General features: G+C 31.3%; 18 protein-coding genes. 8 read left to right on the top strand and 10 right to left on the bottom strand.

The genetic code is table 11. The features are described 5' to 3' along the window. Positions 1–7: 7 nt before the first annotated feature. Positions 8–5929, bottom strand: coding sequence for a T9SS sorting signal type C domain-containing protein (locus UXY25_RS05150; protein WP_320814935.1), 5922 nt, complete (start codon positions 5927–5929; stop codon positions 8–10). A 357-nt stretch (positions 5930–6286) separates the two neighbouring features. Next, positions 6287–6751, bottom strand: coding sequence for a hypothetical protein (locus UXY25_RS05145; RefSeq protein WP_320814934.1), 465 nt, complete (start codon positions 6749–6751; stop codon positions 6287–6289). 266 nt (positions 6752–7017) lie between these two features. Between UXY25_RS05145 and UXY25_RS05140 the strand changes: the two genes are divergently transcribed. Continuing rightward, positions 7018–7797, top strand: a complete 780-nt coding sequence (locus UXY25_RS05140) for a slipin family protein (protein ID WP_320814933.1) — start codon at positions 7018–7020, stop codon at positions 7795–7797. A 260-nt stretch (positions 7798–8057) separates the two neighbouring features. Here UXY25_RS05140 and UXY25_RS05135 read toward each other — a convergent pair whose 3' ends face one another. From UXY25_RS05135 to UXY25_RS05125, 3 genes are all read right to left on the bottom strand, one after another. Next, complete coding sequence (locus UXY25_RS05135; RefSeq protein WP_320814932.1) at positions 8058–8534, bottom strand: Na(+)-translocating NADH-quinone reductase subunit F; 477 nt, start codon at positions 8532–8534, stop codon at positions 8058–8060. 263 nt (positions 8535–8797) lie between these two features. Next, complete coding sequence (locus UXY25_RS05130; protein WP_320814931.1) at positions 8798–9262, bottom strand: DMP19 family protein; 465 nt, start codon at positions 9260–9262, stop codon at positions 8798–8800. Between the two features lie 233 nt (positions 9263–9495). Then, the gene (locus UXY25_RS05125) at positions 9496–10344 is read right to left on the bottom strand and encodes a L,D-transpeptidase (protein WP_320814930.1); all 849 of its coding nucleotides are present in this window, start codon (positions 10342–10344) and stop codon (positions 9496–9498) included. A 233-nt stretch (positions 10345–10577) separates the two neighbouring features. Here UXY25_RS05125 and prfA point away from each other — a divergent pair, with 233 nt between their 5' ends. Further along, positions 10578–11651 (top strand): peptide chain release factor 1, encoded by a 1074-nt coding sequence (prfA, locus tag UXY25_RS05120; protein WP_320814929.1) that lies wholly within the window; start codon positions 10578–10580, stop codon positions 11649–11651. A gap of 104 nt (positions 11652–11755) precedes the next feature. Here the strand turns inward: prfA and UXY25_RS05115 are convergent, their stop codons facing one another. From UXY25_RS05115 to UXY25_RS05105, 3 genes are all read right to left on the bottom strand, one after another. Beyond that, entirely contained in the window at positions 11756–12418 is a 663-nt protein-coding gene (locus UXY25_RS05115; RefSeq protein ID WP_320814928.1) for a hypothetical protein, read from the bottom strand. A gap of 134 nt (positions 12419–12552) precedes the next feature. Further along, entirely contained in the window at positions 12553–13206 is a 654-nt protein-coding gene (locus UXY25_RS05110) for a porin family protein (RefSeq protein WP_320814927.1), read from the bottom strand. Positions 13207–13549: 343 nt separating this feature from the next. Further along, a complete protein-coding gene (locus UXY25_RS05105; RefSeq protein WP_320814926.1) occupies positions 13550–14665 on the bottom strand; it encodes an AI-2E family transporter in 1116 nt (371 codons plus the stop codon). A 183-nt stretch (positions 14666–14848) separates the two neighbouring features. Here UXY25_RS05105 and pyrF point away from each other — a divergent pair, with 183 nt between their 5' ends. Genes pyrF through UXY25_RS05090 form a run of 3 tightly spaced genes read left to right on the top strand, consistent with a single transcriptional unit; the run spans position 14849 to position 17308 of the window. Further along, positions 14849–15667, top strand: a complete 819-nt coding sequence (pyrF, locus tag UXY25_RS05100; RefSeq protein ID WP_320814925.1) for an orotidine-5'-phosphate decarboxylase — start codon at positions 14849–14851, stop codon at positions 15665–15667. 1 nt (position 15668) lies between these two features. Next, complete coding sequence (locus tag UXY25_RS05095) at positions 15669–16469, top strand: helical backbone metal receptor (RefSeq protein ID WP_320814924.1); 801 nt, start codon at positions 15669–15671, stop codon at positions 16467–16469. A gap of 56 nt (positions 16470–16525) precedes the next feature. After that, positions 16526–17308, top strand: a complete 783-nt coding sequence (locus UXY25_RS05090; protein ID WP_320814923.1) for an alpha/beta hydrolase — start codon at positions 16526–16528, stop codon at positions 17306–17308. Between the two features lie 168 nt (positions 17309–17476). Here UXY25_RS05090 and UXY25_RS05085 read toward each other — a convergent pair whose 3' ends face one another. Beyond that, on the bottom strand, positions 17477–18187 hold the full coding sequence (locus tag UXY25_RS05085) for a DUF4197 domain-containing protein (RefSeq protein ID WP_320814922.1): 711 nt from the start codon (positions 18185–18187) through the stop codon (positions 17477–17479). A 131-nt stretch (positions 18188–18318) separates the two neighbouring features. On the opposite strand from UXY25_RS05085, the gene UXY25_RS05080 reads away from it, so the two are divergent. Further along, the gene (locus tag UXY25_RS05080; protein WP_320814921.1) at positions 18319–21747 is read left to right on the top strand and encodes a methylmalonyl-CoA mutase family protein; all 3429 of its coding nucleotides are present in this window, start codon (positions 18319–18321) and stop codon (positions 21745–21747) included. A gap of 126 nt (positions 21748–21873) precedes the next feature. Here UXY25_RS05080 and UXY25_RS05075 read toward each other — a convergent pair whose 3' ends face one another. Further along, positions 21874–22014: a hypothetical protein gene (locus tag UXY25_RS05075; RefSeq protein WP_320814920.1), complete on the bottom strand. Its 141-nt coding sequence runs from the start codon at positions 22012–22014 to the stop codon at positions 21874–21876. A 94-nt stretch (positions 22015–22108) separates the two neighbouring features. Between UXY25_RS05075 and UXY25_RS05070 the strand changes: the two genes are divergently transcribed. Together UXY25_RS05070 and UXY25_RS05065 are read left to right on the top strand one after the other, a co-directional pair. Continuing rightward, entirely contained in the window at positions 22109–22630 is a 522-nt protein-coding gene (locus UXY25_RS05070; RefSeq protein ID WP_320814919.1) for a hypothetical protein, read from the top strand. Between the two features lie 196 nt (positions 22631–22826). After that, positions 22827–24376: glutamine synthetase III (locus tag UXY25_RS05065; protein ID WP_320814918.1), on the top strand; the 1550-nt coding region annotated here is incomplete at its 3' end.

The following is a 24376-nucleotide window of genomic DNA, read 5'->3' as shown; positions in this document are numbered from 1 at the left end:
ATTTAAATTAGTTAATTATTTTTTCTGTGGATATTAAACCATTTTCCAATGTTGTTTTTATGATTAAAACATTTTTTTGATAATCATTATTAATTGAAAAATGATTAGTTGATAATTTATCTTTTGTGAATAATAGCCTCCCAGTGATATCAAAAATCTCTACTTTATTTATCATTAAACTATTATTATTATTATTATTATTATTAATGTTAATAAGATTTTTATTATCAATATAAACAATTAATGATGATATTTGATTTGAATTTTCATTAGATAAGCTAGAATCTTTAAAAACGATAGAAAACCTATTAATAAACTCGCCATTTATTGAATTAAAGGAATAAGAAGATTCCTTTAAATTATGAACAATTGACGTTTGATTGTCTTTTAAATAAATATCTTGAGAAGATGAAAACAATCCATCAAATCTATCCATAGCAATTGTAAAATTTCCAGAAATATCTGTTTTAAAACCTAAAAGTACTTCATCGTTTTGGTTAAAAGGATTAGCTCTCCCTTGAATTACATATCTTTCAGAGTCAATTATTGAATATAAATGTGTATTAGCATTATTTAATAATTTTCCATCAAAACCTTCATCATAGGCATTCGTAGCATTATCAATATATCCAACTAGAATCTGGTTGTAATTATTATTTGTGTCGCTCAAATTTAACCATATTCTATGCGCTTCATTCAAATCAGATGTAGTATTTGGACTAGTTCTAAAGAATTGATTATTACTAAGTGATGACCTCATATTGTTTTGAAAAATTATATTGCCGTCAATTGGAGTATTGGTTAAAAAGCCTTGACCTACTTGAATATACTCGTCAGGTATTTCTCCTCCAGCAACTGCTGCTGTACCTCCTAAATTATTTCTAGAAGCATAATTGTTTTGTGGGTATATTCCGGAATTTGCAGAAACAGTATGTGTCCAAAAATATAAAGTACCTATTCCTAATGCAGAGTTACCAGATATAAAGTCAGAAACTTTTAACGCAGATGCATATGGATTACCAATTAAGTTATATCCCGTGGTTACAGGTACCGAAATAGTTCCATTATTTAAAACACCTTTAAATTCTCCTAAATACTCAGATTCTGTAACTGAAGACCAATTATTCGGACTTCTAATTAAATACCCATTACCTATATTAAAATCTGTTGTACTAGGATTCGTAACAGAAATCCAAGCTGTTGGTGTTGTAGTACCAGAAGGGTTATAAGTGTAAAAACGATTTTGTAATGTTTCATTAGAAAAATCTAATAAATTTTGATTTAATACTGGTGAACTCCAAGCAGTGTAGTCTAATCTAATAATTGGAGCACTATTTCTTTTTACGATCGCTTTTCCAGTATTTACTACATCATTTATTTGAACTAAATTAACACCATTTTCTACTATAAAAGAATAATCATCAGCAATATTAATTTCATTTGTAACTGTAATAACGCCAGAGTTTATTATAACAGTAGAGCCAGTGTTAACTTGTACGGAACATGCATCAAACCCAGAACCATTATAATTTCCATTAAAAATTGCTGTTGTAGAGCAATCAGGTGAGCCAGATGACCAACTTGATCCATTCCATGTTGTTGAAGCAATACAATTAATCCTTGGATTTACAGTTAATGAAATTAGTTTTGTAACTTCACATCCGTTAAAATCTGTAGCTTTAATTTGAAAGTTAAATGTTTCACTTTTACATGAATTTATTGTGTTTGGAGCAATATCAAAATTACTACCATTACTAAATATTGATACACCAGTGTCATAGTATGGAGGGTTAATCCTTTCAATTGCATATAATAATCCAGGTACTGGATTTGAAATTGTAAAATTTGCAATGTCTCCTGAATATATTGTTAAATCTAACGGAGATATATCTAATGGAGGTAAAGTACAATTTATTACTTCAGTGACTGAACATCTAAACTCTAATAGCCCAGGTTCTTTAATTCCAATAGTTACTATTCCTCCTCCATAAAGGTCATTTGAAGTTACTGGAATTGACCAAGCTGTTGAAGAAGTAACTTGAGATATAATAAAAACTCCATCTATGTATAAACTTATTAAAACATTTGGAGCTGATGAACTTAATGTACCACTTATAGCTACAGTATTTACATCGTAAGGAGCATTAGTAAAAGCTCCACAACGGTTAGTTGATGGGTTTAAAGCAGTAACATATGGCGATGCTGAACTTGTTCCACAAGCTGAAGTTACAGTTGCAAAATAGGTTACACCATTTGTAGCTATTACTGAAGAAGACCAAGTTCCTCCACTAACAACAGCTGTACCTAAAGACACTGTAGGAGCTGAAAGGTCATATATATTAATAGTCGCTCCGTTTACCTCAGATAAACCTATTATTATATTCCCAGCTTCTATTTGGTTTGAATTATTTGCATTGCTAATAAAGGGAGCAGAAACACTACACGAAACTATTTTTGTAGCTGTAACAGATTCACATTTTAAATCTCCTTGAGCAGTAACTGCAACTAAAGCTCCAGCAGGCAAAGGAGAAATACCACTAAAACTGTAATTACCATCTGCTGTTACTTGGGTTCCTCTGAGTTGTCCATTTATATAAAGCCTAATTATATCACCGGTTAAAGCAGTACCTTGTATTATGCCAACACTCGATACTATTGGCTCTGTAATAATTACGGGTGCAACCGAACTTCCATTTAATGGATAACCTCCTCCAGATCTATCTAAACATATTGAAGAAAGTGGAGAAGGACAAAGTGCATTATTTAACTGACTAACTTTATATGTTCCTTCAAGCATATCTCCAGTTCCACTAGTACAAATACCTCCAAAAGTATTGTTTGCTGGTAAAATGCCATCCCATCCCCATACTCCTGTGCCATCTGCAGTAATTTTAGCAACTAAATTTTCTGTTTGACTAGCTGGTGGAGCTAGAAAACGATATATTATAATCGTACTGTTTGGGTCTGCATATCCTGTAATCCCTTTGTTACCAATACAAGTAATGACTGGCTCAACAGGTGTGTTCCCTGAATTACAATCATTAACTATTTCCATTTGTGGATTTGGATCACAAACTCCTTCTCCTGTTGCTACAGCTGTCGCATATATAATATCACCATTAACTAATGGTCCAGTTACAATCATTGACCAACCAGATCCAGATGTGGTTACAGTTGTATTACTTGATACCCCATTTACAAATACTTCAATAGTTGCATTTTGTGGTTTCTCAGGGCTTGTAGCAATCCAATCTCCTGAAATTGTAACATTTGTACCAGAAGTGATTGGTCCGTTTATTGTTGGAGGATTTGTGCAAGAGCATGGTGCTTCAGTTGTTGGTCCTGCGCCTATGGGTGTTCCACATTGATAGTTTATAATTTCTTCATAAGTATCACCTCCATTAATATCTGAAATCAAACCTCCTATTGCAGGTCTTGGTTCTAATACTGATGTTGCAGCATACCGTAAGGGAGTGGAAGAAGTAATCCCAAAATCTGAATACAAATCTGCTAAAACTATATAAAAATCAATAAAATAATCTGGATCGTTACAGCTATTTGTTAATTCAACAGATCTTTGTTGATGAAGAGAAATTGGGTAAGCTCTCATAAGAACAAATGGATTATCAGTTCCATCTACATCATACATTGCAACTTGCCAATTTGTTTCCAGCACAATTTCTATTTCAAAACCTGGGTTCCCATTTGTATCGTTTGTTTTTTGGATAAAGTTTGGGTCAGCATTTGGGCCTGTATTCCCAATTTTACCATCGGTATCAATTAAAATTGAAAAACCTCTAGAAGTATTTAAGGTATTTCCTTGTCGAAATCTAAATAACAAATTAGTCCCATCTGAATACATATAAACCCCAGATTCAGAATTATTGCTACTTACAATATCTGAATAGCCACAATTGCCCAAAGTTAAATCAGAGGCTAATTCTCTATATGGAACAGGTAACGCTTTATAAGGTATCTCGCTATTAGGTATCTCGTTTACTAATATAACATCTGTTGAATATCCAGATGAGGAAATTGAACTCCAACCATCTCCATTTGGATTTAAAGGAGTCGGTCCAACACCTCCAGCAGGTTGGCAGATTAAACCAGATGATAGCACATTTACCGTTGGAATTGAGTTAACATTAATTATAAAGTTTTTAGTTAAAGTACAACCACCAGCATCCGTAATAGTTACCGTATAGGTTCCTGAAGTAAGTCCAGTTGCAGTTGCCGCCGTCCCACCAGTAGGAGCCCATGAATAAGTATAACCAGGAACTCCGCCAGAAACATTAAGAACCGAAGCAGAACCATCATCCACACCATTAAAACTTACATTGGTTTGTGAAGTATGAGTAATAATAAGTTTACTCGGTTGTGTAATTGTGAAATTTTGAGAAGCTGTACAAGAATTTGCATCTGTAACCGTACAGGTCCATGTTCCCGCTGTTAAACCAGTAACAGAAGTAGTACCATCACCTGCTGGGTTACCTGGTGACCAGTTATAAGTATAAGGTCCTGTTGCACCTGTTGGTATATTTACACTTGCCGCTCCACTATTATCTCCAAAACAAGTTGATATGTTGGTTTGTGAAGCAGGAGTTAAAGGAATAGCACTTGGTTGTGTAATCGTAAATGATTGAGTATCTGTACAATTATTTGAATCTGTAACCGTACAAGTGTAAGTACCAGCTGTTAAGCCAGTAACAGAAGTAGTACCATTACCTGTTGGGTTACCTGGTGCCCAATTATAACTATAAGGTCCTATTCCACCTGTTGGAGTATTTACACTTGCTGCTCCACTATTATCTCCAAAACAAGTTGATATGTTGGTTTGTGAAGCAGGAGTTAAAGCAATAGCACATGGAAATACAGTTTCCATACTAATCACTACACTACTACTACCTGCACCATTAGTGGCAATTATAGTATAATTAGTAGCAGGGGTGCCCTTAGTTGGGGTTCCACTAATACCACCAGTGGTAGCATCAAAACTTAAACCCGTGGGTAATGCAGGGCTAATGCTATAACCGTGTAAACTGACTTTAAGGATTTGACTATTTTCTGTCACATATATAGCGCCAAAAGCATCTACGGCAACATCTTGAGGGTGATTAATACCTCCTGCAAAAGTGCTTACCACCCCGGCTGAAGTGATTTTACGGATTTTATAACTATAATCATCTGCCACATATACATTACCTGCAGCATCTACGTCAACGCCTGTAGGGTATGCAAAACTAGCTGCCGTGCCTGTTCCATCGGTTGAACCTCGTGTGCCACTACCTGCAAAAGTGCTTACCACCCCGGCTGAAGTGATTTTACGGATTTTATGATTGAAGTGATCTGCAACATATATAGTGCCTGCAGCATCTACAGCAACGCCATAAGGGTGATTAAAACCTCCTGCAAAAGTGCTTACCACCCCTGCTGGAGTAATTTTACGGATTTTATTATTATATTGATCTCCCACATATACATTACCAGAAGCATCTAAGGCAACTCCTGAAGGGTTAAAAAAACTAGCTGCTGTACCTGTTGCATCGTTTGAACCTGGTCTGCCACTACCTGCTAAAATGCTTATCGCCCCTGCTGAAGTGATTTTAAGGATTTTATTTTGTTGCGTGACCTGCCAATCTATTCTATGTTTAAGTGCCACATATAAATTGCCAGCAGCATCTAAGGCAACACCTAAAGGATCACCATAATAAATTTCATTACCACTTGCAATAGTACTTACTGTTGTTGTTGTTGTTGATGCGGTTACTGTACCACCACTATTTGTTGGGACTAATGGCGTTATGGCTGTGCCTGTTGGAAACGAATAAGGGCTGCCCGCGTAACTAATGTTGGGTACTTGTGCATTAACGCCAAAATGTACAAAAAACATTACTAAGAAAAGGGAAAAGGTGAGTTTTAATTGTCTCATAAACTATAGTTGTTTGGTGTATCAAATAATTAAACAGCAACAATCTCTAAAAATCGTTTCCAACCTTTGTTTTGTTTTGTGTTTTTTATAGAAATTTTATTAAAAGGTTCAAAATATGAATTTAATTTGATAATAGTTTAATTTTTTGAATCATATATTAAAAAAATAGTATTTCTTCTGCTCAAAATATTGGAAATTTGTTTTATAAGTTTTGGAGAATATTCCAATGAAAAAGTAAAAACATGATTATATAAAAAAAACCTCGTTTGTAATGAACGAGGTTTTTTGTTTTTTAATCTTTTGCATTTAAAAGAAGTGGAGTCGAGCCAAAATCAAGCCCAGCAATTGTATGCAGTATTAATTTTTAGTAAATGTTAAATAATCTGTTCCGCCATTTCCACCACTAACATCTTTTAGTTTAATCATGGTTGTTGATTTTTCAATAATTTCCCAATCATCTGTTAGTTCTTCAAATTGTAAAGGTGAACTAAATGCAATATTAAAATCTAAATCACTTATACTATCATCATTACTATTACTGTCGGTTACAGACCAAGTTCCTGTATAATTATTTGTTCCACTTGATGCAGTTAGTACATTATTTGCTCCAAAAGTAAAATTGTAACCATTAAAACTACTTGTTTCTTCGTGGTCTGTGTCATAATAATAAGTAACTCTCCAAGTTCCGGTATTTACAATATTAATAACATCAGTAGGATTATTAGTAGATGAAGATGGATTATCATCATTACTACACATTGATAATGTAGTAAAAACAAATAGCATTACTAAACTAAATTTAATTTTCTTTAAGTTTTTCATAATTTTTGTTTTTAATTGTTTTATAAATATTAACGTTTTTTTTTGCAAAATATTGCCTACAACATTTTGCAGACAAAAGTTGTGGTGGATATCCAAAACCAGACCTAAACAAATATAAAGGTAACTTTTTATATACTTGATATACATGTATTGTATAGTTTATAAGGAATATTATTTTGAAATGAGGAATGATATTTGTAAATTTATATAAAGCTATAATTTTGATAAACAATTACTTAGCTAGTATTAATTAAAAAAACTATATTATGAACATTCCAATATTTTTAGGAATTCTTATTGTGTTATTTTTAGCAGCAGGAATACGAATTATTTTTGAATATAAAAGAGCTTTAAAATTCAGATTTGGTAAGTATAATAGTCTTTTAAAGCCAGGTTTTAGATGGGTAATACCATTTGTTGAGACTATACAAATTGTTGATATTAGAGTTATAACAATTAATATCGTTTCACAAGAAGTAATGACTGAAGATAATGTGCCATGTAGTATTGATGGAGTTGTATTTTTCAAAGTAAATAACCCTGAAAAAGCTATATTAGAGGTAGAAGAGTATAATTTTGCAATAACACAACTTTCACAAGCTGCTTTAAGAGATGTTTGTGGAAAGGTGGAATTAGATACAATTCTTTCTAAAAGAGAGGAAATGGGAAAGAATATTAAAGCTATTGTTGAGCAAGAAACAAAAATTTGGGGTATTGAAATTATTGATGTTAAAATTAAAGATATACAATTACCAGAGAATATGAGGCGTATGATGGCCAATCAGGCAGAGGCAGAACGTTCTAGAAGAGCCAGAATTATTTTAGCATTAGCTGAAGAGCAAGCTGCAGGAAAACTATTGGAAGCAGGTAAATTAATTGATCAATCACCATCGGCTATTAAGTTGCGTTTGTATCAAACACTAGCAAATATTGCTACAGAAAAAAACTCTACTATACTTTTCCCTTTCCCTGAAGAGGTCTTGCCTAGAAAAGCAAAGAAAAAGAAAAAGAAAAACAAAAAGAAAAATGAAAACTTAACATTATAAGAGATTTCCCTTATACCAGTTTAAATGTCGGTTTTACAATTTTAAAACTATTTATAATATTATTAATTTAATAAACTACTTGATGTCTTATAGGTTGTCTATAGATAAAATGTAAAATTTGTTAAAATAGTTCCAATTCTCTTTTCAGTTGAGTAGGAGTTGTATTTTTTATTTTGGTAGGTGTTTTAAATTATCTAACTTTTTAAACTAAAAAGTAATTATATAAAAGAAAACCTCGTTAATAACGAGGTTTTTTTGGTTTAAGCGATTTCTACACTATTTTTTAAAATTGATTTTTCTTGTATTGTATCCTCCAAATTATACGCAAATAGTTTCGAACAATCCATAATATTTGGGATGTTGTCTAATTTACAAAGCTGTGTTACAACAGCTGCAAGACCATGGAATAAAATTTCTTTGTCTCTTGGATTATTTGGTTTGTGCCCTTTATAGTGCAACGGAAGTGAATAGCCACAATTTTTTAAAAAGACAGTTTCAATTTGCAATAATTCTAAAGGTGTATAACCATTAAATCGTCTGCCTAAATTTTGGTGTACTAAGCCTACATAATTTAACCGTAGAGAACCGTGGTTGTCTGATAAATGTTTCCAAAAGTCATTATTGTCTAATATGTTGCCAACGGCACATTGTGTACATGATTCCGGATTTAAGGTATTGTCATGAAAAGCATTGTATAATTTCATTATGGCCTGATTAAATCTGTAAGTAGTTTCCATAGCCTTTAAATTTTAATTTATTTATAACTTAAAAGGTACGAAAAAATGAAAGAATCAGCAAGTTTTAATGATGGAGGTTTTTTGTTTTTATAGGAAAAAATAAGATGCTCGCTTTAGTGGATTTTTTTTTGACGTTAACGTTTTGCTGCTTTGAGGTGGCTGGAAGTTCGTAACCGCTCAATTTTCGGCTTAACGAAAACTTGATGCGAAACGGTAATTCCACTAAACTCCAGCTAGCTCAAAACAGCTGTTGTGCACTGGTTTTATTTAAATTCAGCTTTGTTTCGTCTAACATATTCTAATGCTAAGCCTCCAATGTTTTCTTCATAAAGATAAAATTTATCTTCAAGTTCATTCCATTTTTCGGAAGTTTTTGTATCAATATTTTCTAATAGTTTACGCCTTTTATTGTTGTCTTTAGGGATTGGAGTTTCAGGAAAATAACTAAATGCTTCTTCAACTAATTTAGCAGTTTTATGCGCTCCAATTTTTTTTAGAGATTCTAACGTTTCATTTGCATAATCTCCACTTGAATTAAAGAAATATTGGTCAAAACCTCCATTATTTATTTCGGCTTCCAAAATTTCAACGTAAAGAAATGTCTTTTCGGCTTCATTTAGGTTTTCAAAATCTTCGTACAGTTGTGTTTTTTTCCAAAGTATTTCTTGAATTTTAACTATCGATTCGGTTTCGTCTTTAATCAGTAAAGCTTTGTCAATTTCCGTCATTTGAATACAATTATTAAATGTGAAAAGGATTAATATGTAAATGATTTTTTTCAATTCGTAAGTTCTGTTTTAAACTTGTGCACAACTTATAAATATACGCTATTAGTTACATCGTTTTTACAAGATATTAACACCAAAAATATTAAATACTTAATTAAGCTGCAATTATAGTTATCAACAAATAAAGGCTCACTTTCGTGAACCTTTATACTATAAGCTAACTAAGCTCAATTTTAATTTTTATTGTTTTTTTTCGCTTGTTCTTTCAAAATAGCTTGCAAATAAGGCGAAATAATTTTTTCTAATTCTCCTTCAGAAATAGATAACGCTTCTGGTCTTTCTTTTAATGCATTCCATGGTTTTGGACCTTCAAAATCATAGCTTCCAAAAACGATTACGGGTGTTCCTTTTAATTTTACTTCGTGTTCGTTTTGTAAAACCCATTGGTCAGCAAATTCATATAACATTTTAGCATCTTTTTCTAATAATCGCAAACAAGAATGTGATGCAGGATATCCCGGTAATTCATATTCATGAAAACCAACGCCTAGTTTGTTTTCAATATTAAAATTCCACTTTAGTATCCATTCATCATTAAAAGTACTCGTTGTTTCTTCGGCTTTCCAATTGGTAAAAAATAAGCCAGTTGGCGTTTTGTCTTTTTCTTTTCCCATACTAGTTGGGCCAACATACGTTAAAATACCATATTCATAAGTAGCAAAAGCTTGCGTAGCATAAGAAAACAATATTACTTTTTTAACTTCGTCTAAAGTTACTACTTCCAAAGGAAACGGCATGTAAAAAGCAACATCTCCCGAAACATCTGTTGGTACAAGTATAGAGTCTAACTTTTTTAAATTCGTTTCATCTACACGGTTAATGGCTAAAACGATATCTAATGCTTTTGAATTAGTACCTTCATTTTGTAACCAATCATTACTTTTTTGAAAAGTATAGGCTACTTCTTTTGGTTCGTTTCTCTCTATTATAGGTTTATTATTGTTTTTAATTTCCTTTTTATCATTACAAGAAAGGAAAAGACAACTAAAAACTAAGGCAATTATTTTTACTGAATTCTTCATGGAATTTCTTTTTGTAAAATTGCATTTATTAAAACGGTATTGTCTTATATAATTTCTTTAAAAAGTTACAATATTATAGTAGTAAGTCTTTTTTATTTCACTGATTTTAATTTGTATTATTATAATATATCTGGATTTTTTAGTTTTTAGGCGGATTAACTTTAAAACTAAATTAAAGATTATTTACTTTAAACAAAAAGAATTAACTTTGCACTCCAAAATAATAGAGTATTATGTTAGATAGATTGCAATATGTAAAACAACGTTTCGACGAAATATCAGATTTGATTATTCAACCTGATGTTATTGCCGACCAAAAACGTTATGTGCAACTGAACAAAGAATATAAAGATTTAAAGGCTTTAGTTGAGAAGCGTGAAGAATATATAACTCTTGATGCTAATATTCAAGAAGCTCAAGAAATAATTGCAGATGGTTCTGATGCCGAAATGGTTGAAATGGCTAAAATGCAAATGGATGAAGCAAAAGATAGAATTCCTGAATTAGAAGATGAAATTAAGTTCATGCTAATTCCTAAGGATGCAGAAGACGCTAAGAACGTAATGGTTGAAATCCGTGCGGGTACTGGTGGAGATGAAGCTTCTATTTTTGCAGGAGATTTATTCCGTATGTATACTAAATACTGTGAAAGTAGAAACTGGAGAACTTCAGTTGTAGATATTAGTGAAGGAACTTCGGGTGGATTCAAAGAGGTTATTTTTGAAGTTACTGGAGAAGATGTTTATGGAACGTTGAAGTTTGAAGCTGGTGTACATCGTGTACAACGTGTTCCTCAAACAGAAACACAAGGTCGTGTGCATACTTCAGCAGCAACAGTTATGGTTTTGCCAGAAGCAGAAGAGTTTGATGTGCAAATTGACATGAATGATGTTCGTGTTGATTTCTTTTGTTCGTCAGGTCCTGGAGGTCAATCGGTAAATACAACAAAATCGGCAGTTCGTTTAACACATATTCCTACAGGTTTAGTAGCTCAATGTCAAGATCAAAAATCACAACATAAAAATAAGGACAAAGCATTTATTGTATTACGTTCTCGTTTGTATGAAAAAGAATTAGCTATAAAACAAGCAGAAGATGCAATTAAACGTACTTCTCAAGTGAGTTCAGGAGACCGTTCTGCAAAAATTAGAACGTATAATTATTCACAAGGTCGTGTAACAGATCACCGTATTGGTTTAGATGTTTTTGACATGGATGGAGTTATGAATGGTAAAATTCAAAAATTTATTGACGAACTTCAATTGGTAAACAATACAGAGAAATTAAAAGAACACGATGTTTATTAATTTCTAGTTTAATATAAATAAAAAAAACAGCGAGAAATTCTCGCTGTTTTTTTTTAAGTATCTACTTTGCTAAATTGAGATGTATAATTGTTAATTATGACAAATTATTCTTTAGCTTCTGCATTCTCTTCTGATTTTGAACCCACTCTATTAACTGTATACATTGGAGCAAATTTCACCTTAATAGATGCGATTTTCATATTGTCAGAACCTGATAAACCTTCGTTTTCTACAGTGTTTTTTCTAGTATCCAATGCTTCATAAGTCAATTTAATTTCATCCCAATCTTCTCTTGAATAAATATCTTTGTTAGTTTTCACAGTTTCATAAAAATTATCGTAAACACTTAAGATATTATCTTTGTTTACCCAATTAAATTTCATGTCATCATTCACATATTTATCACCAAAGAATGTTTTATGCAATGTTATTTTAGAACCTTCTGCCTCTGTTCTTGCTTTTTCTGCAACAACTTTTACTTTGTACTCTTCATACTTTGTTGATGTATTGTCAACATCCGTTTGTAATGCTTCTTTGTCTTTAGCGTTTGCTAATGTGTTTTCGGCATCCATTTTCATTTTATCATGATCAGATTGAATAGCATCCCAATTTGCTGCAGCTTCTGTTTGTGAAACATTACTTACCGAGTCAACATATTTTTCATATGAGGCTACTGAATCTTGAGCCATTTGTTGATTTTCATCTTTACAAGATGTAAATGCTGTTGCCAATGCAACTAGTCCTAATGTTAATTTTAAGTTTTTCATTTTTTTAAAGTTTTAAATTATTTAATAAAATTATTCGTTTTTGAGCGTTAAGTTGTTATATAATTCTTTCGATTTGTTATATAATTAAACACTTAATTTATCTCTTTAGAATCTACTTTTTTTAAAGTTATTAGTTAGTTTAGTTTCATTGCTACATAAACACTAATGTTGCTGTTTTTTCCATCAGGAAATGTATAAGTCGTTCCTCCAATACTTCTTTCTTTTCCTACTGTTGATAATCCATAGTTGTAACGTGCTCCAATTCCTATTGAATTAAAGTCAAAACCTAAACCAGCTGACAAACCAAAATCAAATTTATTGAAGTCGTCATTGTTAAAATTGTCTTCAAAATTAAATGTTCCTCCGTTACCTTCATTTGTAACTTGCGCATCAATTAAGTATGCAAAATATGGACCTGCATGAATGTTAATGTTTTTAGTTACATTTAATTTAAGTAATACAGGAACTTCAATATAATTTAATTTAAATTTTGCAGTACCAGCAGCAAATGCATTGTCATAAACTAGTTCTGATCCTTTTCTACTGAATAAAAATTCTGGCTGAAAAGCTAATGAGCTTGTTATTGGTATTGATGCATATAAACCAGCATTAAAACTTATTAATACATTGTTGTCATTAACATCTTCGGTGTACATGTTTGAAAAATTAAATCCCCCTTTAACCCCAATTTGAGCATTTGATGAATCATTTATTTGTGCTTGGATATTTGTAGATGCTATTCCAAAGCAAAAGATAAGGGCTGAAAATAATTGAATTTTGTTTTTCATGAGAATTAAATTTGAGAATTACTTTTTGTTTTCTAGATTACAAAGATGCAACAGCATTTAAGTTATTTTGTTATACTATATTTTGAATGTTTTGCATAATTCCCACTACTGGTTTATCTGTTTTAAATAAAAAAAACTTCTCTTATTTAAGAAAAGCTTGTAGTTATATTATAAATTAGTACGCGACATCTTCGCTATATAAAATGATATTATTCTAATTAGGGTTCTATCATTTGAAACAGTTGAATTTTCAATTACATGAGGTTGTAATGAATTACTAAATATTTTTGACTTTTCTTCAAGACTTTTTTACCTTGAGAGTTTAGTTAGAGTGTTTTTGGTATTATTTTTTGTTTCTAATTTTTTTCCAAATTTTTAATCTATTTTTTGCTTTACTATTAAAGTATTTTTCTTCGGCTTCACCTAATAAAAAACCAATAGACTTAAATTTTTCTGAATTATCAAAAATAACCTTTAAAGACGCAGTAATAGGCAAGGCTAATATCATTCCTGGAATTCCCCAAAGCATTGAAAACAAAACAATTACTAAGATCGAAACTAATGAGTTTAAAGATACTTTTGAACCTGTTATTTTTGGTGTAATAAAATTACCTTCCAAAAATTGAATAAAACTAAAGATTGCAATAACTCCAAAAGCATACCAATATGAATCTTTTGTAGCCAATGCAATTAGTGCAGGTATAATTGAGCCAATTATGATTCCAATATAAGGTACTAATAAAAGTAAAGCAGCTAAAAAACCAAAGAAAAAAGGATAGTCAATACCTAAAAGTAATAACCCAATACTGTTTAATAATCCCACAATTATCATTACCATTACAAGCCCTAACATGTAATTTTGTTGTACTTTATATAATTCTTTTAAAACAAATCGTGTTTTTTGTTTTGTGCTAATTTTAGCAGTTGCTCTGTATATAAAACTTATTAAAAAATTGCGATATAATAAAAACAAGAACATATAAAGTGGTGAAAGCATAAAATCGCCTAAAATACTTCCAGAAGCAGTTATGAAGTTTAAAATTTTGGCAGAATTTTGTTTTACTATTTCTTTAACTTCAATATTTTTACTGCCTACAAAATCATCAGTTTCTAAACCGGTTGAGTGTTCTGTTTGTTCAATTAAGGATGTTAGTTTACTTCCTATTTTAGCATAATACATGTCACTTTTATTCATTATTTCTTCAAACTGAATACCTATTAATGCAAATATGAAAAAAACAATAGTAGTGAAAATTATTATTGCAATAGTAATTGATGCTATTCGGTTAAAACAAAACCTTTTTTCAAAATAGCGAACAATTGGATAAATTAAAACGCTTAATATTATGGCAAACACAATTGGAATTAAAAAATCTTGTAAAATATAAGCCACAAATACAATTAGTATAAAGGCAAATAAGTCTTTAATAATATGTGTTTTAGCTTGTATTGAATCCATAAAATAGTGATTTTAAGTGAAAACGGTCTTTTTAAATTAATATACTTTCAAAGTTAATGATTATTTCTTTTACAAAGATATTACAGACTATAGAGAGGATTCTTACACAATTCCTGACTATTCTTATAAAATTATAAGTAAATTGATTTCAAGTTTGTAAATTTGCCAAAGAACAAACTACAAATGACAACACAGCAACTAACTAATAACATTTCACAAAAAAAATCATTTCTATGCATTGGCTTAGATGTTGATTTGAATAAAATCCCAATGCATTTATTAGAACTAGAAGATCCAATTTTCGAGTTCAATAAAGCTATTATTGATGCTACACATGATTTATGTGTTTCGTATAAGCCAAATACTGCTTTTTATGAGGCTTATGGTATAAAAGGTTGGCAATCTTTAGAAAAAACGATTAATTACATCAACGAAAAGCACCCTGAAATTTTCACGATTGCCGATGCAAAGCGTGGAGATATTGGAAACACTTCTTCTATGTATGCGAAAGCTTTTTTTGAAGATTTAAATTTCGATTCGGTAACGGTTGCGCCTTATATGGGTAAAGATTCAGTAGAACCTTTTTTAGTTTTTGAAAACAAACATACGATTATGCTGGCGTTGACTTCTAACCAGGGAGCATTTGATTTTCAAACAAAAAATGTAGATGGTAAGGAGTTATATAAAACAGTTTTAGAAACGTCGAAGAATTGGAAAAATTCTGAAAATTTAATGTATGTTGTAGGTGCTACCAAAGCAGAATACTTTACCGAAATACGAAAAATTGTTCCGAATAGTTTTTTATTGGTTCCTGGTGTTGGAGCTCAAGGCGGAAGTTTGTCGGAAGTTTGTAAATACGGAATGAGTGATAATGTTGGTTTATTAATTAATTCATCTCGAGGAATTATCTATGCTTCAAATGGAACTGATTTTGCCGAAAAGGCTAGGGAAGAAGCATTGAAATTGCAACAAGAAATGGAAAGTATTTTGGAAAGTAAATAAGATGCTAAAAACCTTAGTTGATCAAATAGGAACTTCACACACATTTGAAAACACGCCATTACGTATTGTTTCATTAGTGCCTTCGCAAACCGAATTATTAGTCGATTTAGGTTTAGAAGATTTTATAGTAGGAATTACAAAATTTTGCGTGCATCCAGTTTATTTAAAATCTACTAAAACAATTGTTGGTGGAACAAAAAACATCAAATTTGATAAAATTAAAGCACTTCAGCCGGATATTGTAATTTGTAACAAAGAAGAAAATACCAAAGAAATTGTGGACGAATTAAGTGCAATTTGCCCAGTTTGGGTTACCGATATTTATACTATTGACGATAATAACCAAATGATTTATGATTTTGGTGAAATATTCAATAAGCGTACAAATGCTCAAAAATGGATTGATAAAATTAATTTTGCGTATCAAGATTTTCAGAAATTTATTCAAGATAAGCCTTTAAAGAAAGTAGCTTATTTTATTTGGGCTAATCCTTACATGGTTGCTGGAAATACTACGTTCATAAATGAAATATTGAAATTGAATCGTTTTCAAAACATTTACGAATCTAAAGAAGGACGTTATCCTGAAGTTGAGTTGAAGAAAATTCGTTTAGAAGGCGATCCTGATTATGTTTTTCTTTCTTCTGAACCTTTTCCTTTTAAAGATGAACATGCTTTCGAAATTGGAAGATTCACTCACCATGCAATTACAGTTTTTGTAGATGGTGAAATGTTTTCATGGTATGGTTCTCGTTTAGTAAAAGCGTTCTCTTATTTTAAGACTTTACATAGTAAAATTTAAATTATGTTTAAGTGTTGCGAATTTTTAAATAGTTTATATTTGAAAAAAAATATCTTTTGATTTCTTACACTGTATATGAAAATAATACTTCACCGCAATGGGTAACCTTTGTGCATGGTGCTGGTGGTAGTTCGTCTATTTGGTTTAAACAAATTCGTGATTTTCAAAAACACTTTAATGTTTTAGTAGTTGATTTAAGAGGGCATGGTAATTCAAATAAATTATTGTCTGTTGGCTTTAAACAAAAGTATACTTTTAAAGCAATTGCAGAAGATGTAATTGAAGTTATTGATTTTTTAAAAATAAAAAAATCACATTTTGTTGGAATTTCATTAGGTTCAATTGTAATAAGACAATTAGCCGAAATGCAGTCTGGTAAAGTGCAGAGTATGATTTTAGGAGGAGCTATCTTAAAAATGAATTTTCGTTCGCAAGTTTTAATGAAATTAGGAAATACTTTTAAATATGTTCTTCCTTATTTAGTCCTGTATAGATTTTTTGCATTTGTTATCATGCCAAAGAAGAATCATAAAAAATCAAGGCTATTATTTATTAATGAGGCTAAAAAATTATACCAAAAAGAATTTATTAAATGGTTTAAACTTACCGCTGAAATAAATCCAATATTAAGATGGTTTAGGCAAGTTGAAATTAACATTCCAACATTATATGTAATGGGAGAAGAAGATTATATGTTTCTTCCTGCAGTTAAAAAAGTTGTTGAAAATCACAGTAAAACTGCTGAGTTGTTTATTATCGAAAAGTGTGGACATGTGGTTAATATTGAACAACCTTCTATTTTCAACAAAAAAGTAATTGAATATTTAAAAAGTAAATAATCTTATATTAAATAAAAAAACCACGCCCTGAGACGTGGATATTTTTTATAACTAACCTAACTTAATATGAGATATTCTTTTTCTAACACTGCAAATATCAGAATAATATTCTAAATCAATGTTAAGGTTATGTTATTTATATGTTATTGATTATTAAAATTTTAGCTATTATTTTTTGTCCTGCATTGCAAAAACTTTTTTCAACAAGTCAGATGATCTTGCGCTAAAGTTTCCTCTAATATTTTCCTCTTCTACTGCAATCATTTTAAATACACCTTCCATTGCTTTGTTTGTAGTGTAATCTGTTAAATCCGGATTTACTTTGTCAACAAATGGAATTGAATTGTATTTTGTAATTATGTTAGTCCATACTTTGTCTGCACCAACTTTCGCAAATGAATTTTTAATTACGGGATTGAATTTTCCATATAAAGCAGTTGTAGTAGAGTTTTCTAGATAAGAAGTTGCAGCTGTATTGTTACCCATTAAAATGTTTTTCGCATCAGTAAACGTCATTTGTTTTACTGCGTCAACAAAAATAGGTGTTGCTTCTTTTACTGCATCTTCAGCAGCTCTGTTTAAAACTTTTAAACCTTCATCAGCTAAACTTGAAAGTCCAATTTGACGTAATTTTTTGTCTACAGTTTGCAATTCTTCGGGTAATAAAATTTTAACAGCTTCATTTTTGAAAAAACCATCAGTTGCGGTAAGTTTTGATACTTGTTTGTCAATACCATTGTCCAATGCCTCTTTTAATCCATTTGCAATATCAAATTGACTTAAACCAACAGTTCCCTGTGGTAATTGGTCCATAACTTGTTGCATTTCTGCGCATCCAAATAAAGAGAAGGCTAATAAACTCAGTGTGATTTTTTTCATAATATTAATTTTATATGTAATAAATCAAAGATAGTGCCTTTTTTTAAATAGCTGTAAAATCTCTTGAAAAGAGTGTATTAAAAATTATTAAATTCGTAAATTGCACGCTTTAATTTTATATAAAATTACACATGGAACAACAACAACAACCTTATACACCTAATAATAAAGTAAGAATTGTTACTGCAGCTTCTCTTTTTGACGGGCATGATGCGGCTATTAACATAATGAGAAGAATCATCCAAGCAACAGGATGTGAAGTAATTCATTTAGGGCATGATAGGAGTGTAGATGAAGTTGTAAATACAGCTATTCAAGAAGATGCAAATGCTATTGCAATGACTTCTTATCAAGGTGGTCATACAGAGTATTTGAAATATATGTTTGACTTACTTACTGAAAAAGGAGCAGGACATATTAAAATATTCGCTGGTGGAGGTGGAGTTATTCTTCCTACAGAGATTGAAGAATTACATGCATATGGTATTGAAAAAATATATTCTCCAGATGATGGACGTGCATTAGGTTTACAAGGAATGATTAATGATTTAGTAAAACGTGCCGATTATCCAATTGGTGATAAGCTAACGAATGAAGCAGATCATTTAGAAAATAAAAACCCAAGAGAAATTGCTCGTGTGATTTCTGCAGCAGAAAATTTTCCTGAAATTGCAAAAGCAACTTTAGATAAAATTCACAAACAAAACGAAAACTCTAAAATTCCAGTTCTTGGTATTACAGGAACTGGAGGGTCTGGAAAATCGTCTTTAGTAGATGAAGTTGTACGTCGTTTTTTAATTGATTTTCCAACTAAAACAATCGGATTAATTTCTGTTGATCCATCAAAACGTAAAACAGGTGGTGCGCTTTTAGGCGATAGAATTCGCATGAATGCTATTAACAATCCTAGAGTTTATATGCGTTCGTTAGCAACACGTCAGTCTAATTTAGCTTTGTCAAAATATGTTGCTGAAGCTATTCAAGTATTAAAAGCCGCTAAATATGATTTAATTGTATTAGAAACTTCTGGAATTGGTCAGTCTGATACAGAAATCATGGACCATTCTGATGTTTCTTTATATGTAATGACTCCAGAATTTGGTGCTGCAACACAATTAGAGAAAATCGACATGCTAGATTTTGCTGATTTAGTAGCCTTAAATAAATTTGACAAACGTGGCGCTTTAGATGCTATTCGCGATGTTAAAAAACAATACCAGCGCAATCATAATCTTTGGGATGTAAATCCAGATGAGATGCCTGTTTTTGGGACTATTGCTTCTCAGTTCAATGATCCAGGAATGAATACGTTGTACAAATCTATAATGGATAAAATTGTAGAGAAAACCGAGTCTGATTTAAAATCTACTTTTGAGATTACTAGAGAGATGAGCGAGAAAATTTTCGTAATCCCTCCTCATAGAACGCGTTATTTATCTGAAATTGCAGAAAGTAATCGTAAATATGATGAAACGGTTTTAACTCAAGTTGAAGTTGCTCAAAAGTTATTTGGAATTTTTAAAACAATTGAATCAGTAAATGGTAATTTACCCGAATACGATAAAGTGGGAATTGTTGAAGATTCATTAAAAACTGACGAATCTAATAAAGATTTTGTTTCTTTATTAGTAAAAGAATTCGACCGAGTAAAAATGAATTTAGATCCATTCAATTGGCAAATTATTCAAACTTGGGATGAAAAAGTAAACAAATATAAAAATCCAGTTTACAGTTTTAAAGTCCGTGATAAGGAGATTAAAATTGCTACGCATACAGAGTCACTTTCGCATTCTCAAATTCCAAAAATTGCATTACCAAAGTACCAAGCTTGGGGCGATATTTTACGTTGGAATTTACAAGAAAATGTGCCTGGAGAATTTCCATTTGCATCAGGACTATATCCGTTTAAGCGTGAAGGTGAAGATCCATCACGTATGTTTGCAGGTGAAGGTGGGCCAGAAAGAACAAACAAGCGTTTTCATTATGTAAGTGCAGGTTTACCAGCAAAAAGATTGTCAACCGCATTCGATTCTGTAACTCTTTACGGAAATGACCCACATATTCGTCCAGATATTTATGGTAAAATTGGAAATGCAGGAGTTTCGATTTGTTGTTTAGATGATGCTAAGAAATTATATTCAGGTTTCGATTTAAGTCATCCTTTAACTTCGGTTTCAATGACAATAAATGGACCAGCTCCTATGTTGTTAGGATTCTTTATGAATGCCGCTATTGACCAAAATTGTGAAAAATACATCAAGGAAAATGGTTTAGAAGCAGAAGTTGCTGCAGAAATCAAAGCAATTTACAATGAAAAAGGAACGAAAAGACCAATCTATAATGGAGCTTTACCTGAAGGGAATGATGGTTTAGGATTAATGTTGTTAGGTGTTACAGGAGATCAAGTTTTATCAGCAGAAGTTTATAATGATATTAAAGTAAAAACGTTAGCACAAGTTCGTGGAACCGTTCAAGCAGATATTTTAAAAGAAGACCAAGCGCAAAACACGTGTATTTTTTCAACTGAATTTGCACTGCGTTTAATGGGAGATGTTCAAGAATATTTCATCAAAGAAAATGTTCGTAATTTTTATTCGGTTTCAATTTCGGGTTATCATATTGCAGAAGCAGGAGCAAATCCTATTACACAACTGGCATTTACATTAGCAAATGGATTTACGTATGTAGAATACTATTTAAGTAGAGGAATGGATATTAATGCGTTTGGACCAAACTTATCTTTCTTCTTTTCGAACGGAATTGATCCAGAATATGCAGTAATTGGTCGTGTTGCGCGTAAAATTTGGGCGAAAGCCATGAAATTGAAATATGGAGCAAATGAAAGAGCTCAAATGTTGAAATATCATATTCAAACATCTGGCCGTTCATTACATGCTCAAGAAATTGATTTCAATGACATTCGTACTACTTTACAAGCGTTATATGCAATTAATGACAACTGTAATTCATTACATACTAATGCGTATGATGAAGCAATTACAACACCAACGGAAGAGTCAGTTCGAAGAGCAATGGCAATTCAGTTGATTATTAATAAAGAATTAGGTTTAGCTAAGAATGAAAACCCAATTCAAGGTTCATTTATTATTGAAGAATTAACCGATTTGGTTGAAGATGCTGTTTTAGCTGAATTTGATAGAATTACAGAAAGAGGTGGAGTTCTTGGGGCAATGGAAACAATGTATCAAAGAAGTAAAATTCAAGAAGAGTCACTTTATTATGAGACATTGAAGCATACAGGCGAATTTCCAATTATTGGAGTAAATACATTTTTAAGTTCAAAAGGTTCTCCAACAATAATTCCTGCAGAAGTTATTCGTGCAACAGAAGAAGAGAAGATGTTCCAAATTAAAACATTGGAAAGCCTTCATCAAGGAAACGCTGATAAAGTAAAAGAGCAGATTAACTTATTACAAGAAGCGGCTATTAAAAACGAAAATATGTTCGAATTATTAATGGATGCAACAAAATATTGTACACTAGGTCAAATTACTTCTGGGTTATTTGAAGTTGGTGGTCAGTATAGACGAAATATGTAAGTAAAAGAACAATTTTATTTGAAAAATAAAATTACGAATTACTTATGCCGTGCTTGTCTAGGCTTCTAAAAAGATTAGTTTACAAACAAAAAAGCCTTTCAAATTTGAAAGGCTTTTTTGTTTCTATTACTCTTTTTTTTCGTTGAATTTTTTTGTTATTTCTTTTAATTTTTCAGCACGAGCTACTTTTTTAGCTTTTACCTTATCTTGTTCTTTGTGCAATTTATCGTTATGCTTCTTTATATTTCGTTCGTTATTTCTTCCCATTCTATCTGCTTTTTTTATTACAGCAAATTTAAGGTAAATTATTTTGGCACGACTATTGGATAATTAAAACTATATAATTTAAAAACGAATTGTTATGAAGAAAATTACCTTAATAGTAGCCATTATCGGGATGATAACGTTACAAAGTTGTGTTAGAGAAGAAGTTATTGTAGCTGATAATGTAGATTACGATACAATAAGTGAAGTGTTTGAGTATTCAAATGTTGATTTTCATTCTGGAAACAGCTATAGTGTGTTTTTAGATTATCCTCATACCATTTATGCTTCAGATATGGTTTTAGTATATCGTTTAGCAAGTTATGGTTCTTCTGGCGATGTTTGGAAACCAATGCCGGAAATGTATTATTTTAATGATGGAACACTAGATTTTGGTTATGATAATGACTTTACTCAATATGACGCACAAGTTAGTTTGTTTGGATACGATTTACCTAGTTTGTCAAATACTTATAAACTAGACCAAGTATTTAGAGTAGTTGTTATACCTGCTTATTTTGGAAATAAGAGTGCTAATGGAGTTGATCTAAAAGATTATAATGCTGTAATTAAGTATTATGATATTGATGAAAAGAAAATTACTAAAATAGGAATGTAATTTTTATATATAACTAAGAGCTCAGCAATTGCTGAGCTTTTTTTATGAATAAAATTTACGAAAATTTACGAAAATTTATTAAATCATTAAATATTTAATCTGACCCCTGTAAAAAATAGGGTCAAATTATTTTTTTTAATAATTTTGAGTATATTTGCAGCAAATTAACAGGGTTAAACTTTTTAAATTTCATTTTATGGCAACTTTAAGATTTCAAGCTTTACAAAGCGCATCAGGTAGAAAACCTGTTTTTGTGGAAGAATTAGACAGAAAGTCTAAAATTTTTGGTTCAAATGTATTTAATGATAAGGCAATGCGCCTTTTCTTAACAGATGAAGCATATAAAGCAGTTCAAAGCGCAGTTCAGCATGGAACTAAAATTGATAGAAAAATTGCAGAACATATTGCAATGGGAATGAAAGAATGGGCTTTGTCTAAAAACGTTACTCATTATACACACTGGTTTCAACCATTAACAGGAACTACTGCTGAAAAACATGATGCTTTTTTTGAAACATCTATGGACGGTAGCGATCCTGTTGAAAAATTTGGTGGAACGCAATTGGTTCAACAAGAACCAGATGCTTCTTCTTTTCCAAATGGAGGAATTAGAAATACATTCGAAGCTCGTGGTTACACGGCATGGGATCCAACGTCTCCAGCTTTTATTTTTGGAACAACTTTATGTATTCCTACGGTTTTTGTTTCGTATACAGGAGAAGCTTTAGATAATAAAACGCCTTTATTAAGAGCGTTAACAGCTATTGATTCTGCAGCAACAGATGTTGCAAAATATTTTGATAAAAACGTTAAAAAGATAACGCCAACTTTAGGTTGGGAACAAGAATATTTCTTAGTTGATTCTGCATTAGCAGCTTCACGTCCTGATTTAATGGCTACAGGTAGAACTTTATTAGGTCATACTTCGGCTAAAGGTCAACAATTAGACGATCATTATTTTGGTTCTATTCCAACTCGTGTATTAAATTATATGAGAGATTTGGAAAACCAATGTATGTTATTGGGAATCCCAGTTAAAACACGTCATAACGAAGTTGCTCCAAATCAATTTGAGTTGGCTCCAATTTTTGAAGAAACAAATTTAGCGGTTGACCATAACTCTTTATTAATGGATGTAATGCAAAAAGTTGCAGAACGCCACGATTTTAAAGTACTTTTCCATGAAAAACCTTTCAAAGGTGTAAATGGTTCAGGTAAGCATAATAACTGGTCTTTAGCTACTGATACTGGAATTAATTTATTAAGTCCAGGTAAAACGCCAATGAGTAATTTACAATTCTTAACGTTTTTCATCAATACAATTAAAGCGGTTCATGATAATGAAGAATTAGTAAGAGCTTCTATTGCATCCGCAAGTAACGATCACCGTTTAGGAGCTAATGAAGCACCACCAGCAATTATTTCTGTATTTATTGGTCAACAATTAACCAAAGTATTAGAGGAATTAGAAGGTGTTTCTAAAGGAAAATTATCTCCAGAAGAAAAAACCGATTTAAAACTTAATGTAGTAGGTAAGATTCCAGATTTATTATTAGATAATACAGATAGAAATAGAACTTCTCCATTTGCCTTTACAGGTAATAAATTCGAATTTAGAGCTGTTGGCTCTTCTGCTAACTGTGCTTTGCCAATGACTGTTTTAAATACGATAGTTGCGAAGCAATTAAAGGAATTTAAAATAGAGGTAGATGCTTTAATTGAAAGTAAAAACCTAAAGAAAGATGA

Source organism: Flavobacterium sp., from assembly GCF_034111225.1.
In the GTDB taxonomy this organism is placed as follows: domain Bacteria; phylum Bacteroidota; class Bacteroidia; order Flavobacteriales; family Flavobacteriaceae; genus Flavobacterium.
This window is presented reverse-complemented; position numbering and strand designations above follow the sequence as displayed.